This window comes from Clostridium chrysemydis (genome assembly GCF_015234215.1).
Classification (GTDB): domain Bacteria; phylum Bacillota; class Clostridia; order Clostridiales; family Clostridiaceae; genus Clostridium; species Clostridium chrysemydis.
On record NZ_JADEKP010000008.1, the window covers coordinates 1 to 19,737 of the forward strand.

Sequence of the window (19,737 nt, forward strand, 5' to 3'; positions counted from 1 at the left end):
TCTAACCCTCTGATTTGTCCTCTCATTTTTTCTGAGATTGATAACCCTGCTGCGTCATCTCCAGCTCTGTTGATTCTTAAACCTGAGCTTAATTTTTCCATAGCTTTTGATTGTTTAAATGAGTTTACTCCCATTTGTCTGTTTGCGTTCATAGCATTCATATTGTGATTAATTATCATAATAAATTCCTCCTTGATTTTAAACTGAACTTCCTTGTTCAAATTCTTACTTTAATAATCGCATTGTTTTTTCTTATCTTTATGTTAGTTAATAATTATTAACAATTAATTCATAATGAAAATAAAAAAAAGCATGTCTAATATTAGACATGCTTTAAAAATTATCTTAATAATTGTAATACTGCTTGAGGTTGTTGGTTAGCTTGTGCTAGCATTGCTTGTGCTGCTTGTGAAAGGATGTTATCTTTTGAGAATTCCATCATTTCTTTAGCCATATCAACGTCTCTGATTCTTGATTCTGCAGCTTGTAAGTTTTCAGCTGTGTTATTAGTTGATCTTATTGAAGACTCTAATCTGTTTTGAACTGATCCTAGGTCTGCTCTGAATCCTGAAACTGATTGGATAGCTGTATCTAAGCTTGTTATAGCTTTTTGTGCAGCTGTTTGAGTTCCAACACTTGCTTTACTTGCATCAATACTTAATGCAGTAGCTCTCATGTCTTGTAATTTTATTTTTATAGTTTGTCCTGAGTTTGCTCCAACTTGGAAGCTAACGCTTTTTGATGATTTAATAAGACTTTGTTTGTTGAATTGAGTTTGATCTCCAATTCTTGTTATCTCAGCTTGTAATTGAGTGAACTCTTTATTAATTTGGTCTCTATCTTCTTTAATGTTAGTTCCGTTTGAAGATTGAACTGCAAGTTCTCTCATTCTTTGTAGAATTGAGTGAGTTTCGTTTGTAGCACCTTCAGCAGTTTGGATTAAAGAAATACCATCTTGTGAGTTTCTTGAACCTTGCTCTAACCCTCTGATTTGTCCTCTCATTTTTTCTGAGATTGATAACCCTGCTGCGTCATCTCCAGCTCTGTTGATTCTTAAACCTGAGCTTAATTTTTCCATAGCTTTTGATTGTTTAAATGAGTTTACTCCCATTTGTCTGTTTGCGTTCATAGCATTCATATTGTGATTAATTATCATAATAAATTCCTCCTTGATTTTAAATTTGAACTTCCTTGTTCAAATATCTATTTAATAATCGCATACTTTTTGTAATTACTTTATAGTTTTTTTCTTATTTAACATATTGTTCATAAAAAAGGCACACCAAAAGATGTGCCTAAATATTATTAAATTATCTTAATAATTGTAATACTGCTTGAGGTTGTTGGTTAGCTTGTGCTAGCATTGCTTGCGCTGCTTGTGCTAAGATGTTATCTTTTGAGAATTCCATCATTTCTTTAGCCATATCAACGTCTCTGATTCTTGATTCTGCAGCTTGTAAGTTTTCAGCTGTGTTATTAGTTGATCTTATTGAAGATTCTAATCTATTTTGAACTGATCCTAAATCTGCTCTGAATCCTGATACAGTTTGGATAGCTGTATCTATGTTAGTTATAGCACTTGAAGCTCCTGTTTGGCTTGAAACTGTAGCATCTTTTAATCCTAAAGCACTAGTTCTCATATCTTTTAAACTAATTGATATAGTTTGTCCTGAGTTTGCTCCAACTTGGAAAGTAACATCCTTAGCTGATTTTAAAAGATTTTGTTTGTTGAATTGAGTTTGATCTCCAATTCTTGTTATTTCATCTTTTAATTGAGTGAACTCTTTTTGTATTTGAGATCTATCTTCTGAAATATTAGTTCCGTTTGAAGATTGAACTGCAAGTTCTCTCATTCTTTGTAGAATTGAATGAGTTTCGTTTGTAGCTCCTTCTGCAGTTTGAATTAAAGAAATACCATCTTGTGAGTTTCTTGAACCTTGCTCTAATCCTCTGATTTGTCCTCTCATTTTTTCTGAGATTGAAAGACCAGCTGCGTCATCTCCAGCTCTGTTAATTCTTAAACCTGAGCTTAATTTTTCCATAGCTTTAGTTTGTTTAAATGAGTTTACTCCCATTTGTCTGTTTGCGTTCATAGCATTCATATTGTGATTGATTATCATAATAAATTCCTCCTTGATTTTAAACTGAACTTCCTTGTTCATCTTTATTTTCCTTTATATTATCGTCATTTTATCTTTTCACTTTACTCTTTTTTCTATTTTTATTAATTTGATTTATAAATAAGGAAAAATTTAATAATATCTAAATTTCCTTATAGTTTTATGATACAAATAAAATAAGCTATCCCTAAAGGATAGCTTATAATTATATTTTCTTATTAAAATAAACAGGCTTACTTGCAAAATTACCATAATTTTGCCTAGCTAGTCTTCTTTTTTTAATAAGTTCGATTTCATTTTTAATCTCTATTTTTTTATCAATTATCATCTTATTTAACTTTTCATCATTTTTAAAGATATTTAATTCATTTGCTATCTTTAAACCTTCTTCTTTATCGAATTCTAAACATTTAAAATTTTCAAGAAGATTTTCACGTGATATTACAAATTCTTCAATATCTTTATCTTCTTTTATAAATTCCATAGCCTTAAGAGTACAGTTATTATATTTTTCTAATAGTTCTCTAAGTTCCACTACTTACCACCGCCAAGTTGTGCCATAAGGTAAGCATTTTGACTATTTAATTTATTCATTTGAGTTTCAAGTCTTGAGAACTGTAGATAATAGTTATTTTCTCTAGTTGCTAAGTCTCTTTCCATTTCTGCTATTATCTTTTGCTTTTTCTCCATTGTAGTTGTTAATTCATTATTAAAAGCAGTTACAGAACCCTCCATTCCAGCTTTTTTCATTAATGGAGCTGAAACAGAAACAGTTTCATTATATAAAGTATCCTTCATCTTAGCTAATATTCCTCCAGTTGATGGGTCTTTATCATCTACTGGTTGTCTTAAGAATAAATCTTTAACTTCTCCTGGATTCTTTTCTAAAGCTTCTTCTAATTTAAACTCATCTATAGTAAACATCCCGTTTTGCTCACCATAGTTATTAACAGGAATTATACCTATTTTTTCAAGGTTCATCCCCCCAAAGTTAGTTCTCATTATACCTTTTAATTTGTCATTTATTCTATCAAGATTCATATCACCTTTTAAAAGACCTTCTTTAGCTTTTTTATCCCAAAGCTTTTGTTGATCTTCTGACATATCTTTTCTTTGTTCATCAGTTAAAGGCGTATAACTTTTATCGTGCTTAGTAAGTAATTGCTTATTCATATTTTCTATAAGCTTATTATAATCATTTACGAAATTAACAATTAAATCCTTAGTTTTAGTAACATCATTTTTACCAGTAAGCCTAACAGCATCAGTTGTTACATCATGAAAATCAAATTTAATCCCATCTAAAGTAAGCGTGTTAGATTCTAAGTCCTTGAACTCCTTTGTTACACCATTTTTTGTAATTTCAACATTTGCATTAGTTCCCTTTGCTTCTGTTCCATTTATTTTAAAACTAGCATTAGCACCCGTTTTACTCGTTTTAAATTCTAAACCATTATAAAAATCTGATTTTGAAACCTTTAAATCTATTTTGTTATCCTTGAATTGCTTATTTAAATCATCAATAATTTCACTTTCTGATCTATTGGCCCCAGTAGCATAATCTTTAACAGGTACCGTTATAGTTTTTCCATCCATTTGTATTTCAATAGGCCCATCATATAAATGACCCTCTTCTAGTATAGCTGTAGCACTTGTAGCCACACTGTTAACTTTTACACTATAGTTTTCAACTTGAGACCCTGCTGATCCAGTTGCTGTAACAGCATTATCATTACTTGAAGTAAATCCTACTGTTTGCCAGTTAGATGAACTCATAAGTGAATCTTTACTGCTTATACTAAAATATTTATTATAAAAATCTTGAGATTGCTTTAATACATCTCTATAAAGGTCTTGTTGATATTTAATTCTTAAATTGTCTTGCTTTACTCTATCAACTTTCATTTGGTAAGGTTTCATCATTTCCTTTACCATTGAATCTGTATCCATACCTGTTGCTAACCCTGGTATTCTCATAATTACACTCTCCTATCTAACACTTCTTGCTTTCTTTTCAGCTTCGTACCAAGTGTTTCTTATATCCTCTATTAAAGGAATAACTTTATCTAACTCTTTTACGTCTTTTTTAAAGTTAGCTTCCACTAGCCCCTCTTTAATAAATGCATATATAGCCATCATATTTTTAGCCCAATCACCTGCACTTACATCAAGACTTACCATAAGTTCTGTAAAAATGTCTTGAGTTTTCATTAAGTTTTCATGAGCTTTTTGAACATTATTATCTAATATAGCTTGTCTAGCTATTTTTGAAAATTTAACTGCTCCATCTACTAACATTAATAATAATTGTTCTTTAGATGCATAATTTACACTGTTATTTTTATAAGTATTATATGCATTTTGTCCGTACATATAATTTACCTCCTCTTATCTAAGATAAAGCCTAAAACTTCTTTATCTTTTACTTCCATTAAAGCATCTACGTCCATTTCATTGTTTTTTTCGCAATCTATTGTTACATAGCGCCTTTTAACTTCTATAGCATTATTTTGAATTTTTATATTTTTAGTAAATTCAGTTGTAAGTTCTGCCTTTTTTACTTTGTGAACTTTTCCATCTTTAGTTTTTTCTATAATTTTTCGTCTAGCATCATCATCTATCTTGTTTATCCTATTTAACATAATCTAAGCCTTCTTATCAAACACTACACCAGCTAGCTCGCAAAGCTTTGCAACTAAATCTAGTATTTTCTTAGGAGGTACTTCTAAAAGTACCTCCTTAGTATCTGTATTAACTATTTTTACCATTATGTCACCAAATTTATCATGAACTTTATATTCAGCTCTTGCATGTTCTTTATTTAGTAGTTTATTTAGCTTAGAAACTGATTTTTGTAGTTCCTTTTTCCTAAGTTCATCATCTTTTTGTAGATTTTCTTTTTTGTGACTTAAATCTGTTTCTTTAATAGGCTCTATTTTTTTATCATCTGCATAAACTTCTAGTCCTTTAATTCCGTTAGCTAGTAAATTTATATCCATCTAATCACCCTATTTTTTAAGATTTTTTAATAAGTCTAAATCTATTTTTGTTGCATTTTTATTTTCATCTTTAACTTCTTTATATAATTCTTTTCTTAATATACTTACGCTTTTTGGAGCGTCTATAGCAAGTTTTACAGAACCATCATCTAGTTTTGAAACTAATATTTCTATATCATCTCCAATAAGGATTGATTCACCTTTCTTTCTTGAAACCACTAACATAATTATACCTCCAATAAAGGCTGCTTTATTTTATACTTGTTGTTATCTAGTATAATTTGCTCACCAATATTTTCATTTATATTTATAATTAATGGTGCACAAAGGTTTGTAGTTATATTTTGAACCTTTGAATTTAAAGTTACAGTAGTAAGTATCAATACATCTTCATAAGATTTTAAATTAAGAGATTCTTTTATATCCTCTTTTAATTCAATTTCGTATTCTTTTTTAACTTCAAATGGTGATATAACAACAAATGCTAACTCATCATTTTCTAGAGAATGTAATATTTTAAAAGGTTCATTTCCTTCTAAATCTAATAAAACGTATTTTTTGTATTCTTGAAATCCTGGAATACCTTTTTTAAATGTTATAATATCTTTTGAATTGTATTCCATAGTTCCATGTATCTTTGAAACTAACTCCATAAACTTTTCCTCCTATCTAATGTAATCCATTAGTGTCTGCGGTAATACTTTTGCACTAGTTTGAAGCGCTGCTGTATAAACTGTTTCTGCCATTGAATATTCCATAGTTTTTTGTGTAAAATCTATATCTTCTGTTTTTGAAAGTATTTCTTTCATATTTAAATTCTCTGATTCATTTTTTTGAAGTGCAGCTTCCATTCTATTTTGTTTTGCCCCAACTTCTCCCCTAACTTTCATTAAGTTTTGAATCATTGAATCCATCGATGTTAAATTTTCCTTAGTAACTTTAGATGCTTCATCTGGATTTGTTGATTGAAGGTTATTTGTTATATCCTTCATTAAATCCATAAAGTTTTGATCTTTTCCGTCTTTACCTCTAAAGTTTAATATTTGCATTGCATTGACATTATAGTTAACTACAACACCTTGTGAAATTTCAACATTTAAATTTCCCTCTATCATATTCAACTCTGCATTTGCATTTTGGTCAGTTCCATCAGTTATAAGAGGACTTCCATCTCTTCCAAGGAATACAAGCTCGCTATTATTAGTTAAAGGATTTTCAGTTGTTCCTATTGGCTTTGCTGTTCCTCTTGTTCCACCAAATATATATCTACCATCAAAGTTAGTGTTTAATATTTGTGCTACTTGTTCCACTTGTTGATTTATTTCATCATTTATAGCTTTCTTTTCATCTGGTCCGTAAGCTGCATTACCTGATGATACCATAAGTTCTCTAGTTCTTTGCATTACATTAGTTAATTGGTTTAATGCAGTATCTGTTGCATCAAGCCAATTTATAGTATCATTTATATTATCATTGTATTGAACGTTTGTATTTACATCTGTGTGTAGTTGCATAGACCTTGCAACTCTAAATGGGTCATCTGATGGCTTTCTAATTTCTTTACCACTACTTAATTGACCATTTAATCTATTTAAATTATTTAAGTTTTTTCCCATATCTCTTAAATAATTGTTTGACATCATTTTATTTGTAATTCTCATAATTTAAACTCCTCCTATCTTATAAGTCCATTAATAACAACATCTAAAAGCTGATCTAAAGTTGATATAACTTTTGCATTAGCACTATATGCATGTTGATATTGAATAAGGTTTGCCATCTCTTCATCTAAAGAAACGCCTGAGACAGAATCTCTACTTTGTTCTAAATTCCCTAAAAGATCTTCCTGGTTTTTAACCATCCTTTGAGCTTCTTGTGATTGAACTCCAAGTCTATCTATAGAATCTTTAAAATATGAATCCATTGTCATACCACTTGTAGCATCTCCAATATTTAATCTATCAAATGTTGATCCACCGTTAGATTGTTTAAACATATCTTCTCTAGAATTTATTTTAGTTCCAAAATCTTGGATTCTAATCATTCTATCTCTAAGTGATGCAATTGCAAGTGCTCTAGCACCATCTGTTTCACCATCATCTGTATTTTGACTAGTATAAGCGTAGTTTGAATCATGAGTTTTTGTTTTTATTTTCATTACATCATTTAATATTTCTTCATTTATTGTAATATTTTTAGCTGTAATTTCATTTTCATTATTTAAAGTATCATCTAAATTATTTAATATATGGCTTGAATTATATGATGCAACATCTTTATTAACAAAGAAAGGCATATAATCTTTATTTGGATTACCTGTTCCTGCATTTGCAGTGTCTAATCCACTATGAACTGCATTTACAGAAAATGCTATAGACTTTGCTAAACTATTTAATTCATCCATATATCTATTTATATCTTTTTGTACAGATACATTTCCTGAAATTTCCCCTTGAGTTGGTGCAAATACCATAAGTTGAGTTGCATCTACTAAGTCACCATCTCCGATTGGGTATCCATCACCTTTAACAGCTTGTCCAGAGCCGTCTCCCCAAAGTATTCTACTAGCTTCAAGTCCTTCAACTTGTTCGTCTGATAAACCGCTTACCCTTAAGGTTTGAACGCTACTTGAACTACTTGTATCACCCTTTTTATAATAAGTAATAACATGAACTCCTGGGTTTTTTGGATCTGCTTTAATCTCAGATATAAATGATAGTCTTGAAACCTCTCCATCTGGAGCTGAGTTTACAAGGTTTGGATATTTCATTCCATTAGCATCTGTTGGTGCTACATCTATCCCATTAAAATCTGATTTATTTATTTTTATATTAAACTTATAACTTAATTCATCTAATAACGTATCTCTTTTATCCATTAAGTCATTTGGAGTCATTCCAGATGAACTTACTTGAATTATTTCTTTGTTTAATTGATTTATTTGATCTAAATAACTATTAACTTCAGTTACATTATTCTTTAAGTTTAATTTTACATTCTTTTGTAAATCCTCAAGCTTAGAGTATGTATGGTTTAATGCATCAGTTAAAGCTAAAGTTTGCTGAGCTACTACTGTTCTAGCATTTGAACTTTGAGGTTGTTTTGATAACTCTTGAAAAGAGTCAAAAAACTTACCAATCAAAGTTGATATACCAGTATCTGATGGTTCGTTATAAATACTTTCTATTTCGCTTAAGTACTTACTTCTTACATCATACTTACCAAGCGAACTCGTCTCACCTCTAACTTGATAATCTAAGAAATTATCTCTAATTCTTTCTATAGCTTGAACTTGCGCCCCTGTTCCAACTTGTCCTGGAACTACAGTATCAAACTTTCCATTCCCACCATAAGGCCTAGTTGTTTCAATTTTTGCCCTCTGCCTTGAATATCCTGGTGTATTTGCATTTGTGATATTATGAGAAGTTACATCTATTGTACTTTGAGCAACACCTATTCCTCTTTTTGCAATATTAAAACTTCCAAATAATCCTGTCATTTAACTACCTCCTAATCGTACCATATGAACTATACGTCTTTGCCTCTTTTTTAGGAGTCAGCATACTTAACATCCTTGTTGTGAATCCAAGCTCCTGTTTTATTAGCATTTCATTAGTGTCTTTTTGAAGCTTGATTGCTTCTATAGTTTTTTTAATTTTTCTAAAACTATTATCTAATTCATCTGAAGAGGCATTTTCTATGATATTACTCATACTTGCCTTTCCAGTTAATTTTCTTCTTTCAACTTCAGCTTCAGCCACTTCTTTATTGCATAATTGAATTTCAGTTACTATAGCATCTAACTTAAATGTGTCCTTTTCCATAATAAGTGTAAATTGCTTATCTAGTAACTTCAAAAGCTTATTTAGCGCTTCATCTTCTTTTTTTAGGATTTCAATTAGTTCATTAATCATAATTATCTCCTATTTTCATTAATAAATTTCATCATACTTTCTGCAGTAAGTTTAGCATCAACCTTATAAGTTCCATCTTTAATCATTTTTTTTAGTTCTTCGATTCTCTTAGAGTTGTCCAGGCTCTTTGAATTATCAAAATTACTAAGTTTTTTAGCCTCATTTGAGATTTCTATTCTGTCCTTGATTTTGTTTTTACTTACGTTTTGATCGTCTTTAACCTTATTATTATTGTAATTATTATAAAGGTTTTGAACTTTCATTCCACCAATTTTCATCTTTAACCCCTCCGTGTTATCATTGATTACTTATATTATCGTACTCTTAAAATAAATATTTAGCCTTAAATATAAAAGAAGTAGGGAAATTCCCTACTCTTTATTATAAATTATTTTAATGATTTTATTCTATCTGCACCAGAAATTATACTTGTTATTCTAACACCAAAATTTTCATCAACAACTACAACTTCACCGTATGCTATCTTTTTACCATTTACTAAAACTTCAACTGGCTCTTCTGCTAAAGTTTCTAATTCAATTAATGAACCTGTTCCAAGTGATAATATATCTCTTATGCTCTTTTTAGTTCTACCTAAAACAACAGATACATTTAAAGGAACATCCATAATTAAATCCATATTTCTGTTTCCTGAAACATTATTAGAAGGCGCTAAAGGTTCGAAGTTAGCTGTGCTTACCTCTACAGGTTCAACTCTTCTTTGCATAACCGGCTCCTCATAACTATATTCAACTTGCTCTACGTTATTTGCTATTTCTTTAGCTTTAACTTCTTCTTTAACAGTTTGAACTTTTGGCTCTTCTTTAACCTCTTTAGTTTCTGAAACCTTTTGCTCCTCTTCTTTTTCCTCTGTTCCCATCATAATTGATGCGATCTTTTTAGCTGTTGGAAGCGGAAGAACTTGCATTATATTACTATCTACTAAATCTCCTATAGTCATTCTAAATGAAACTTGAACTATAGTTTCATCCTCAGCTATTTTATCTGTTAATATCTCATCTTTATTACTCCATATCTTAGATATAGGTGGACTTATATTAACTTCTCTTGCAAACATTGTCGCCATCGATGTAGCTGATGAGCCTATCATTTGATTCATAGCTTCACTTACAGCACTAAGTTCTATTTCTGATAATTCGTGAGATGTAATTTTTCCATCTCCACCCATCATTAAGTTTGCAATAACAGCTGCATCATCAGTTTTTATAACTAATAGGTTTCTTCCTACTATACCACTTACATACTCAACATCTAGAACTACATTTGGAGTTTCAAATGATTCTTTTATGTCTTTTAAGTTAGTTATAGATACAACAGGAGTAGTTATATTTACTTTTTGATTTATTATTTGATAAAGTGCAGTAGATGCAGATCCCATTGAAATATTACCTATTTCACCTAGTAAATCTTTTTCTACTTCAGTTAAGCCATCATCCTTTGAATTAGCATTTGAAGCTTCTGCACTACTATCGTCCCCACCATTTAATAGTGAATCTATTTCTTCTTGAGACAGAAATCCATTACTCATAATTGTCCACATCCTTATCTATTATATCTAGGATAGAGACACCCTTATTTTTGCCAATTGTTCCAGGCTTCGCGTAGAAACAGCTCTCTCCTTCTACATAAACCGTTATAGGGCTTGAAGATTTGTCATCTAACCTTATTACATCACCATTTCCTAATTTTAAGAAGTCATTGATAGTTAATGTAGCCTCTCCAAGTTCAACTTCTACATCTACATCAACTTTTTCAACTTCTCTTCTTAACTTAGCTTCTACCTCTTCATCTCTACCATCATCATCACTGTTAAACCAGTATTGAACTACTAATTTATCTAATATTTTTTCAATTGATAGATAAGGGATACACATATTTATAAATGTTGCAAGCTTACCTATCTCTACTGAAAATGTTATTAATGCTACTGGCTCGTTTGGTGCTAGTGTTTGGTTAACTGCTGGATTTGTTTCAAGAGCTTCTATTTCAGGTTCAACCTTTAAAATATCTTCCCAAGCAAGCTTAAGATTTGAAAGCATTCCAGTTGTCATATTTAACATTATGTTTTTATCAATATCAGTAAATTCCTTATTTACCTTAACACGATCTCCGCTACCGCCAAGAAGCATATCAATTATTGCAAAAGAAAACTGTGGATTACATTCAAATAAAATAGTTCCACTAAGCGGCGGCAATTTAAAAACTGTCATCATCGTAGGGTTTTGAATTGAATGTATGAATTCATCGTATGTAACCTGCTCAACAGTTTCAATCCTCATTTTAACATTCTTTCTAAGTTGAGCAGTTAAATAATTAGATACAACTCTTGCAAAGTTGTCATGAACAAGTTCAAGTGTTCTAATATGCTCTTTAGAGAATTTTTGAGGACTTCTAAAGTCATAGGCTTTTACCTTTTGCTTTTCCTCTTCTTCTGTCACTTGCTCTGGCTCTATTTCACCAGATGATAATGCAGATAATAGGGCATCTATCTCATTTTGCGATAAAACATCTGACATATTGTCCCCTCATTTCTTTATTAATTTAATAGCTTTTCAATATCTATTATAGTTAATAGATTATCTTCATGCTTTATGATTCCTTTAATGTAGCTTTCTTGCTTTTCATCACCAACCGGTTGGACCTCTTTTTCATCTATATAAAGTACTTCTTCTACTCTATCTACAGATATTCCAACTTCTTCTCCATCAACTGATATAATTATTACATTTTCTTGTTCATCACTTGAGTGAATATTTAATAGTAAGTTTATATCAACTAAAGATTTTATACTTCCTCTTAAGTTAATTAATCCTTTAATGTGGCTTGGTGCATTTGGAACCTTAGTTATTCCCATGATGTCATTTATACCTTGAACCTTTTCTGTCTCTACAGCGAAATGCTCATCTCCTAATTTGAATACTACTATTTGCATAGTTTGCACCTCCTAAGCTTTTATTATATTAACCTAATACTTTTTTAACAGCTTCTATAACTCTATCAGCTTGGAAAGGCTTTACTATAAAGTCTTTAGCTCCCGCTCTTATTGCGTCCATAACCATTGATTGTTGTCCCATAGCTGAGCACATGATTATTTTTGCATTAGGATCAAATTCCTTTATCTTTTTAACAGCTTCAATTCCATCCATGTCTGGCATAGTTATATCCATTGTAACTATATCTGGGTTTTCTTTTTTATATAAATCTACTGCAATTAAACCATTGCTCGCTTCACCAACAACCTCGAAGTCGTTCTTTTCTAATATGTCCTTTATCATCATTCTCATAAATGCTGCGTCATCAACAACTAATACTTTTGCCATAATATAAATACCTCCAAAATTTTAAATATTAATTTACACCTATTGACTTTAATATTCTGTCTAATGAACCCGGTGCTGGTATATAGTAAAAGTGAACACCTAAATCTTTATTATCTTCACCTTTAAAAATTGTTTCTATATCTAAGATATATTCATCGTGTTGCCCAGCTTCAACGAAGCTTGTGCAAAGTATGGCACTTATCATATCAAATGCCATAGCAGGTACAGATGGTTGTATGCTAAGTCTTGTAAACTCAGCTATTGAATTTAAATAACCAGCTGAAATTATGTTACCATACTCACATAAAACTGAAGCTCCAAGTTCATTTATCTCCTCTGTTTCAATGCCAGTCATGGCTTTTATCATATCAAAAGCAACTTCTCTATCTATTACGATTAAGACATTGCCTGGGATATCTCCAATTACTCTAACTATTACTCCAAATACCGCTTCATCACTAGTTACTTCATAAAGTTCTTCAAAAGCTAAGATATTTACTGCTGGAACTGTCATATCTATCTTTTTATTTAACATCATAGATATTGAAGTTGCTGCATTACCAGCTCCTATGTTTGAAACTTCTCTTAAAGCATCCATTTGCAGTGGAGTATAATTCATTGCTTCCATGTGTTCCCCCTCCTAGGCGGTACTAATATAGAGCACCTACATCAAGTATTAATGTAACTAGTCCATTTCCAAGAATTGTAGCTCCAATATATTCCCTCATATTTTTAAGCGTTTTTCCTAAAGGCTTAATTACTATTTCTTGTTGTCCAACTAGTGAATCAACTAGTAAACCAAACGTCTTATCGCCTACGTTAACTATTATAACAAACTTTTTATCGTTTGGGGCACTTTCTATATTTAATCTATTATTTAATCTAACAAGTGGAATTACATTATCTCTATATACGATAACTTCTTTTCCATTTGTTTTTTTAATTGATTCCTCATTGTAACTTATAACTCTATCTATAAATCCAAGTGAGATTGCAAACGTCTCTTCACCTATCTTTACAAGGAGCGCTTGAATAATTTGAAGAGTTAATGGAAGTCTTATAGTAAATACTGAACCTTTTCCTTCTTCTGAAACTAGTTCAACACTTCCTCCAAGAGATGCAATTTTTGTTTTAACAACATCCATTCCAACTCCTCTTCCAGAAATATCTGTTACTACTTCATTTGTACTAAAGCCTTGAGCAAATATAAGATTTTTAATATCATTTTCTGACATTCCTTCAGTATTGATACCATTTTTCTCAGCTTTTGCTCTTACTCTTTCAACATTTATCCCTGCACCATCATCAACAACTTTAATTAAAGCTTTAGTTCCCTCTTGATATGCTGTAAGCTTTATAGTACCTACAGGATTTTTACCTGCCTTAATTCTATCTTCTGTTGACTCTATACCATGGTCAGCTGCATTTCTAAGTAAATGTATTAAAGGTTCCCCTATTTCATCTATTACAGTTCTATCAAGTTCTGTATCTGCACCTTCAACTACAAAGTTTATTTCTTTGCCAAGTTCAACAGATACATCTCTTATCATTCTTGGGAATCTATTAAATACTACATCTAAAGGAAGCATCCTTATTTTCATAACTAAATCTTGAAGGTCTGATGTAGTTCTACCTACTTGTTCTAAAGTTTCATTTAGTTCAGTAGATTTATTATCAATAACTATTTGTTCAAGTCTAGTTCTATAAATTACAAGCTCTGATACCATATTCATAAGGTTATCAATTCTTTCTAAATCAACCCTAACTGATTGATGAGCTTTTTTAGGCTTTTCCTTTTTCTTTTGCGGAGATTTCTTTATCTCTGGCTCTTTTTTTTCTATTTCTTTTGGCTCTATTTTAGCCTCTTCTTCTTTTACTTCTTCTTTTTCATCTAAAGATTCTAGTTCTTCAGTTAATCCTCTTAAATTAACAACAACTGATTCAACTTCTGATATGCCTTTTACTAAGTCATTTATCTCATCTTCACCATTTGTAGTCAATATTAAGAATTGAAGTGTAAAATCAAATTCTTCGTTTTCTATTTCTTCTGTAGATGGGTTAGATTTAATTATTTCACCCTTTTCTTCTAAATCTTTAACGATTAAAAATGCTCTAGCAGATTTTAATAAAGTATTTTGACTTAAAGTTATTTTTACATCAACTGCATTAAAGCCTTTTTCTTTGGCTTCTTTTATAACTGATATATCATATTCATTTAATTCAATTAAATCTTCATTTGACTCTTTAACTACTTCTTTAGAATCTTCTTTTAAAGTTTCTACCACTTCTTCTTCTGAACCATTTATGCTATGTAAAGCATCAATTATTGGCTTTACGTCAATTTGCTCATCAGTTCCTTCTTCAATAGAATTAACCATTCTCTCTAAAGTATCTAAGCAATCAAATAGTATAGTTACAACTTTTTGTGTTACCTTTACTTTACCTTCTCTAAATTCAGATAAAACATCTTCCATTTTATGTGTCAATTCTGCTATATCGTTAAATCCCATTGTTGCTGCCATACCTTTTATAGTGTGTGCAACTCTGAAAATCTGATTAAGTTTATCTACATCATCTGGATCTTTTTCTAGGTCTAATAATGACTCGTTTAAAGTTTGAAGGTTGTCCATAGACTCTTCTAAAAACATAGTCATATATTGTGATGTATCCATATTGCTTCCTCCCATCTATTAAACTTTTCTATATATAAATGTTGAAGCTTTAGAAAAATCATATTCTTTATAGTTATAAATACTTTCCGTAGCTCCGACAAATAGTAACCCTCCAGGTCTTAGTGCTTTTGAGAAATTCTTAAATATCTCAGCCTTGACTTCATTTTTAAAATATATTACTACATTTCTACAAACTATTAAATCAAAATCACTTTCATATCTGTCTAGTATTAAATCATGTTTTTTAAATGTTACAAGAGACTTTATTTCAGGACTTATTAAATATTTTGTTTCTTGCTTCGTAAAATATTTCTCCATTATATTTTTTTTGACGTTTTTCATTTCAACATTAGTATAAACTCCAGCTTTTGCTTTAGCTAAAATAGTACTATCTATATCTGTTGCTAAAATTTTATGTTTATAAATCGGATTTATTTCCTTTAAAATCATAGCTAAAGTATACGGCTCGCACCCTATTGAACAAGCGGCACTCCATATTTTTAAAGGTCTCTTTTCTTTGTTTACTTTTTCTTTTAATAATCCTTCTAATTCATTAAATAATTCTGGATTTCTAAAAAACTCCGTAACATTTATAGTTATAAAGTCTAAAAATCTTTGTCTTTCTTCATAGTTAGTCTTTATTAGTTTCGTATATTCCTCTAAAGACTTTACCCCTATTCTTGACATTAAGCTATCAATTCTTCTATTTAATTGAGTTGGTTTATATGATGCAAGGTTAATTCCAAGTTCTCTATAGACCCACTTATGAAAATCATCAAAATTCATATTGCCCTCCATTTTAAAGTTAAATTAAGTCTTTTATACCACCAGATATTTTATCTATATCTAATATATAATCGACCTTTCCTGTTAATATAGCCGCCCTTGGCATACCAAATATCGTACATGTATTTTCTGATTGTGCAATTGTAACTCCACCAGCATTTTTAACTGTTTTGATACCATCTGCACCATCTCTTCCCATCCCTGTTAAAAGACATGCTAATATATTTTTTCCATATACCTCTACTGCTGATTGGAATAATTTATCTACAGCAGGTCTTACGCCCCACATTGTAGGTGCATCTGAAAATGCTATTCTTTTATTTTTATCAACAAGCATATGTACTCCGCCTCTTGCAATATAGACTGTATTATTTTCTATTTTCATACCCTCTTCAGCTTCTAAAACTTTAAGGCTACAAACTCTATTTAATCTATCTGCAAAAGCTTTTGTAAATCCTACCGGCATATGTTGAACTATTAATATTGGTTTATTTATACTATTATCAAGTCCTTCAATAACTTTTTGTATCGCTCTAGGGCCTCCAGTAGATGCACCTATTAATATTACATCTATTTTGTTTTTATTAATCTTAACTTCTCTTTTAAGATTAACAAAATCGTCTTCCATAACTTTTACACTTTTACTAGGTCTTGATACATTTTTACTTTTAGTTGCAACTACTTTTAACTTTTCAATTAATTGATCTGAAACTTTTTTTATATCTAGTGAAATTGCACCTGATGGTTTTGTTACAAAATCAACTGCTCCATTATAAAGGCATTCCATAGTTTTACTTGAACCTTCTTCAGTATTACTACTTATCATCATTACAGGAACATAAATATTTTTTCTTTTAAGTTCCTTTAGAGTGTCTATACCATCTAATTCTGGCATTTCTAGATCTAAAGTTACTACATCTGGGTTTAATTCATCTATTCTTTTTATAAGCTCATTACCATTTCTAAGTTTTGCTACAACTTCAAAACTTTCATCTGATTCAATAATCTCAGATATTAGCTTTCTCATAAATGCAGAGTCATCTACTACTGCAACTTTTATTTTAATCCCACTTCCCATTATATTATCTTCACTCCCTGTCCTACAATTTTTAATGTAACCTCTCCATTCTCAGCATCAAAAATCATAGTTCTCCCTTTACTTCCACCTATATCTTCAGAAATTAACCTAATTCCTTCTTTTTCTAAAGCTTTCTTAACTGCTTCACCATTACGTTTTCCAATATCACTAATCATACTAGTATCACTGAAGTTAAACATAGAAGCACCTCCAGCTATCTTAGCTGTCATATCCCGCTTTAATGATCCAGTATTAATCATCTTTTTCACAAGTTCTGGAATTGCTAAATCTGCGTATTTTGCTGTATTAGTAATCTTCTTAAATTGAGTACTATCAGCTAACATGATATGTGCTAAACCTGCGATTTTATTTCGCCTATCATATATAGCTATTCCGACACAAGAACCAAGGCCTATAGTCATTATCTTTCCAGGCGCTCGTACAACATTCAAGTCAGCAATCCCTACCTTTACATCATCAATCACTATAATGCCTCCTAAAATATTTTTGTCTCATCGTCCTCTGAAAGTACCCTGTCTAGATTTAATAAGATAACTATTCTGTCTTCTAACTTTACAAGTCCACTTATATACTCTTCTCTTAACCCATTTGTTATAGGAGGTACTCCCTCTAGTAAATTTAAATCTACAGTTTTAACTTCATATACGTTGTCTACTACTATTCCAAACTGTCTATTGTCTCTTTTTACTATAATTATTTTTCTTCCTTCGCTCTCTTTATCCATATAGCTAAAGCGCTTATTTAAATTAAGTATTGGTAGTATTTTACCCTCATGCTTTATAACACCATCAATATAATTTGGTGAATCAGGCAGTACAGTAGGCTTTTCATACCCTATAATTCTTTCAACTTGTCCTATATCAGTCGCAAAATATTCATTATTAAGGCTAAATATTAAGATTTTCAAATTATTACCTTCCAAGATTACATCCTCCTAAAAATTCAATTTTTCAATAATTAACTCTCCGTCTTTATCAAGATATGCATGTAAATCTTTACCTTTAGTGTCTAGAACACTTTTTCTGTTTCCAACCTTTATAGTTGTATTGTGATAAAACTCATCTACATCTATCTTTCCTTTATCAGAAACACTAAGAACTGTAGTTACTCCAGCTGGACTTCCTACAACTTTAGCTTTTAAGTTTCCATTTGCATAAATCGTTCCGCCTCTACAGACACAATTATCCCCATCAAATATTATGTCTCCCCCTGCGCTAATTTCAGATACATATTGTCCTTTACCATTAAAAACAATATCTCCACTTGCAGTTAAGGTGCTATCTTGACAGTAAGACATAAAAATATTAGATGATCTTTGCATAGTTCTATTTACTTCTTTTATTTCTCTATTTATAATATCGTAAATATTATCTACTTCATTTAGTTCCTTTATATTTAATGGACCTAAACCTGCTAATTTATTTCTTAGTAATTCAATTAAGCCGTCGTCATTTGGGAATAAACTTTTATATGCAACTTTATATGCTAAGACTCTAAAAATCATTTTTTGAAGTCCTTTAAACTTTTGATCTATAATAAGCTTTATAGCTTTTCCAGCCTCAAAAGATCCTTTTTTTGAATTTTTAAGTTGTTTAGAAACACTTATTATCTTTTCTATATCACTATTTAATTCTTTTAGACTTTCAACATATTTTAAGAAATCTTCATTTTCTACTCCCGCAATAACCTTAGAATTTAATACACTACCTTTTATTATCGTATCTCCGCCCGATTTAATAATAGCTGATTCAACATTTTTATTAATATTTATTAAATTACCACCTGAAACAGTCATCCCCATACTAACATTACCATTAATATTTATGTCTCCTATGAAATTAATATTTCCACTTTCTATATCAATATCTTTAGAAATATCCATGCTATCTATAATTTTAATAGTTCCATTTGATAAGTCTACTCTACCATTTTTTATAGATCTTAAAATATCTCCTTCTCTTATTACGCCTTCGCCGATTTTAATAGGTAGTCCTTTTTTATCTATCTTTTTAATATCTTTTCCAAATATATCTTTTCCAGATGATCCAATTTTACCAATATGTATTATAGCTAAATCTGAATCTGCCTTTACGTTATCTATTTTATTTAAATTTCTAAAGTTTACTTTATAATTTATATTATTTTTATCTTCTTTAGTTTTATATAGAAGTTCTATAACATCTTCTTCGTCATCTATTTTTTCTATCCCTCTAGCTATAACTTTTGTTACAGACTCTTCTTTAGATAATATAATTGAGTTTATAGCTTCAAAATCTAATCCAAAAATTACATTTTTAGTCTTTATAAAATTTAAAATCTCTTCTTTCTTTTTATCAAAATCTATTTCCTTATAGTCACCAAAGTCCCGCTTTAAAATAAGTTTGTTTTTTAATTTTTCTTTTTTTAATGTAGAAAATCTGTTATTCCCTCCATTTACTTCAAGAGTTCCTTCCAAGTTATCCTTTGATGCCTTAAAATCTATTGTAAGACCATTATCGTCTTCTAAAACTCTAGCCTTCACAGTATCCATTTTAGAAACTATAACTTTATCTTTCATTTTTTGACCATTTACAATAACCATTACGTTTTCATCTGAAATGATTTCTATTTCTTCACAGTCAAAATCTTCTAACTCAATATCATAAATATTTACTTCATTTAAGATATCAACTTTAAATACAATCCCATCCTCACACTTATCCATTTTAAGCATCTTATATTGTATATCTTTTTTTTCTAGCCCAAACTCATTTGATGCTATATTTAAACATTCATCAATAGTCTTCCCCTCAACAACCATAGCCAT

Annotated in this window: 25 protein-coding genes; all 25 read right to left on the bottom strand. The window is 30.3% G+C overall.

The genetic code is table 11. The features are described from left to right. On the bottom strand, positions 1-179 hold a 179-nt coding region (locus INR60_RS14600), incomplete at its 3' end, for a flagellin N-terminal helical domain-containing protein (protein ID WP_476578651.1). Between the two features lie 161 nt (positions 180-340). Beyond that, complete coding sequence (locus INR60_RS14605) at positions 341-1,156, bottom strand: flagellin N-terminal helical domain-containing protein (RefSeq protein WP_194192234.1); 816 nt, start codon at positions 1,154-1,156, stop codon at positions 341-343. 154 nt (positions 1,157-1,310) lie between these two features. Then, on the bottom strand, positions 1,311-2,120 hold the full coding sequence (locus tag INR60_RS14610) for a flagellin N-terminal helical domain-containing protein (RefSeq protein WP_194192235.1): 810 nt from the start codon (positions 2,118-2,120) through the stop codon (positions 1,311-1,313). A 205-nt stretch (positions 2,121-2,325) separates the two neighbouring features. Beyond that, entirely contained in the window at positions 2,326-2,655 is a 330-nt protein-coding gene (locus INR60_RS14615) for a nucleoside/nucleotide kinase family protein (protein WP_194192236.1), read from the bottom strand. Then, complete coding sequence (gene fliD, locus INR60_RS14620; RefSeq protein ID WP_194192237.1) at positions 2,655-4,097, bottom strand: flagellar filament capping protein FliD; 1,443 nt, start codon at positions 4,095-4,097, stop codon at positions 2,655-2,657. Before fliD ends, INR60_RS14615 begins: the two co-directional genes overlap by 1 nt. 12 nt (positions 4,098-4,109) lie before the next feature. Then, positions 4,110-4,493, bottom strand: a complete 384-nt coding sequence (fliS, locus tag INR60_RS14625; protein WP_194192238.1) for a flagellar export chaperone FliS — start codon at positions 4,491-4,493, stop codon at positions 4,110-4,112. Positions 4,494-4,498: 5 nt separating this feature from the next. Beyond that, on the bottom strand, positions 4,499-4,762 hold the full coding sequence (locus tag INR60_RS14630) for a hypothetical protein (protein WP_194192239.1): 264 nt from the start codon (positions 4,760-4,762) through the stop codon (positions 4,499-4,501). 3 nt (positions 4,763-4,765) lie between these two features. Further along, positions 4,766-5,119: a flagellar protein FlaG gene (locus INR60_RS14635; RefSeq protein WP_194192240.1), complete on the bottom strand. Its 354-nt coding sequence runs from the start codon at positions 5,117-5,119 to the stop codon at positions 4,766-4,768. 9 nt (positions 5,120-5,128) lie between these two features. Then, complete coding sequence (gene csrA, locus INR60_RS14640) at positions 5,129-5,344, bottom strand: carbon storage regulator CsrA (protein ID WP_194192241.1); 216 nt, start codon at positions 5,342-5,344, stop codon at positions 5,129-5,131. 2 nt (positions 5,345-5,346) lie between these two features. Continuing rightward, the gene (gene fliW, locus INR60_RS14645; RefSeq protein WP_194192242.1) at positions 5,347-5,772 is read right to left on the bottom strand and encodes a flagellar assembly protein FliW; all 426 of its coding nucleotides are present in this window, start codon (positions 5,770-5,772) and stop codon (positions 5,347-5,349) included. 12 nt (positions 5,773-5,784) lie between these two features. Then, complete coding sequence (gene flgL / locus INR60_RS14650) at positions 5,785-6,780, bottom strand: flagellar hook-associated protein FlgL (RefSeq protein WP_194192243.1); 996 nt, start codon at positions 6,778-6,780, stop codon at positions 5,785-5,787. A gap of 14 nt (positions 6,781-6,794) precedes the next feature. Beyond that, positions 6,795-8,618: a flagellar hook-associated protein FlgK gene (flgK, locus tag INR60_RS14655; RefSeq protein WP_194192244.1), complete on the bottom strand. Its 1,824-nt coding sequence runs from the start codon at positions 8,616-8,618 to the stop codon at positions 6,795-6,797. 4 nt (positions 8,619-8,622) lie between these two features. Next, entirely contained in the window at positions 8,623-9,033 is a 411-nt protein-coding gene (locus INR60_RS14660; RefSeq protein ID WP_194192245.1) for a flagellar protein FlgN, read from the bottom strand. Between the two features lie 2 nt (positions 9,034-9,035). After that, positions 9,036-9,311: a flagellar biosynthesis anti-sigma factor FlgM gene (gene flgM / locus INR60_RS14665; RefSeq protein WP_194192246.1), complete on the bottom strand. Its 276-nt coding sequence runs from the start codon at positions 9,309-9,311 to the stop codon at positions 9,036-9,038. 110 nt (positions 9,312-9,421) lie between these two features. Beyond that, complete coding sequence (fliY, locus tag INR60_RS14670; protein WP_194192247.1) at positions 9,422-10,582, bottom strand: flagellar motor switch phosphatase FliY; 1,161 nt, start codon at positions 10,580-10,582, stop codon at positions 9,422-9,424. Further along, entirely contained in the window at positions 10,575-11,570 is a 996-nt protein-coding gene (gene fliM / locus INR60_RS14675; RefSeq protein WP_194192248.1) for a flagellar motor switch protein FliM, read from the bottom strand. The genes fliY and fliM overlap by 8 nt, the downstream gene beginning before the upstream one ends. 20 nt (positions 11,571-11,590) lie before the next feature. Beyond that, positions 11,591-11,986, bottom strand: a complete 396-nt coding sequence (locus tag INR60_RS14680; protein ID WP_194192249.1) for a chemotaxis protein CheW — start codon at positions 11,984-11,986, stop codon at positions 11,591-11,593. A 28-nt stretch (positions 11,987-12,014) separates the two neighbouring features. Further along, a complete protein-coding gene (locus INR60_RS14685) occupies positions 12,015-12,374 on the bottom strand; it encodes a response regulator (protein ID WP_194192250.1) in 360 nt (119 codons plus the stop codon). 28 nt (positions 12,375-12,402) lie between these two features. Next, the gene (locus INR60_RS14690; protein WP_194192251.1) at positions 12,403-13,002 is read right to left on the bottom strand and encodes a chemotaxis protein CheC; all 600 of its coding nucleotides are present in this window, start codon (positions 13,000-13,002) and stop codon (positions 12,403-12,405) included. A gap of 22 nt (positions 13,003-13,024) precedes the next feature. Then, a complete protein-coding gene (locus tag INR60_RS14695; protein WP_194192252.1) occupies positions 13,025-15,046 on the bottom strand; it encodes a chemotaxis protein CheA in 2,022 nt (673 codons plus the stop codon). Positions 15,047-15,064: 18 nt separating this feature from the next. Beyond that, complete coding sequence (locus INR60_RS14700; RefSeq protein ID WP_194192253.1) at positions 15,065-15,832, bottom strand: CheR family methyltransferase; 768 nt, start codon at positions 15,830-15,832, stop codon at positions 15,065-15,067. A gap of 19 nt (positions 15,833-15,851) precedes the next feature. Beyond that, entirely contained in the window at positions 15,852-16,910 is a 1,059-nt protein-coding gene (locus INR60_RS14705) for a protein-glutamate methylesterase/protein-glutamine glutaminase (protein ID WP_194192254.1), read from the bottom strand. After that, complete coding sequence (locus tag INR60_RS14710) at positions 16,910-17,398, bottom strand: chemotaxis protein CheD (protein WP_194192318.1); 489 nt, start codon at positions 17,396-17,398, stop codon at positions 16,910-16,912. The genes INR60_RS14705 and INR60_RS14710 overlap by 1 nt, the downstream gene beginning before the upstream one ends. 8 nt (positions 17,399-17,406) lie before the next feature. Beyond that, complete coding sequence (locus INR60_RS14715) at positions 17,407-17,853, bottom strand: chemotaxis protein CheW (RefSeq protein WP_194192255.1); 447 nt, start codon at positions 17,851-17,853, stop codon at positions 17,407-17,409. 12 nt (positions 17,854-17,865) lie between these two features. After that, positions 17,866-19,731 (bottom strand): FapA family protein, encoded by a 1,866-nt coding sequence (locus INR60_RS14720; protein WP_194192256.1) that lies wholly within the window; start codon positions 19,729-19,731, stop codon positions 17,866-17,868. Positions 19,732-19,737: the final 6 nt, after the last annotated feature.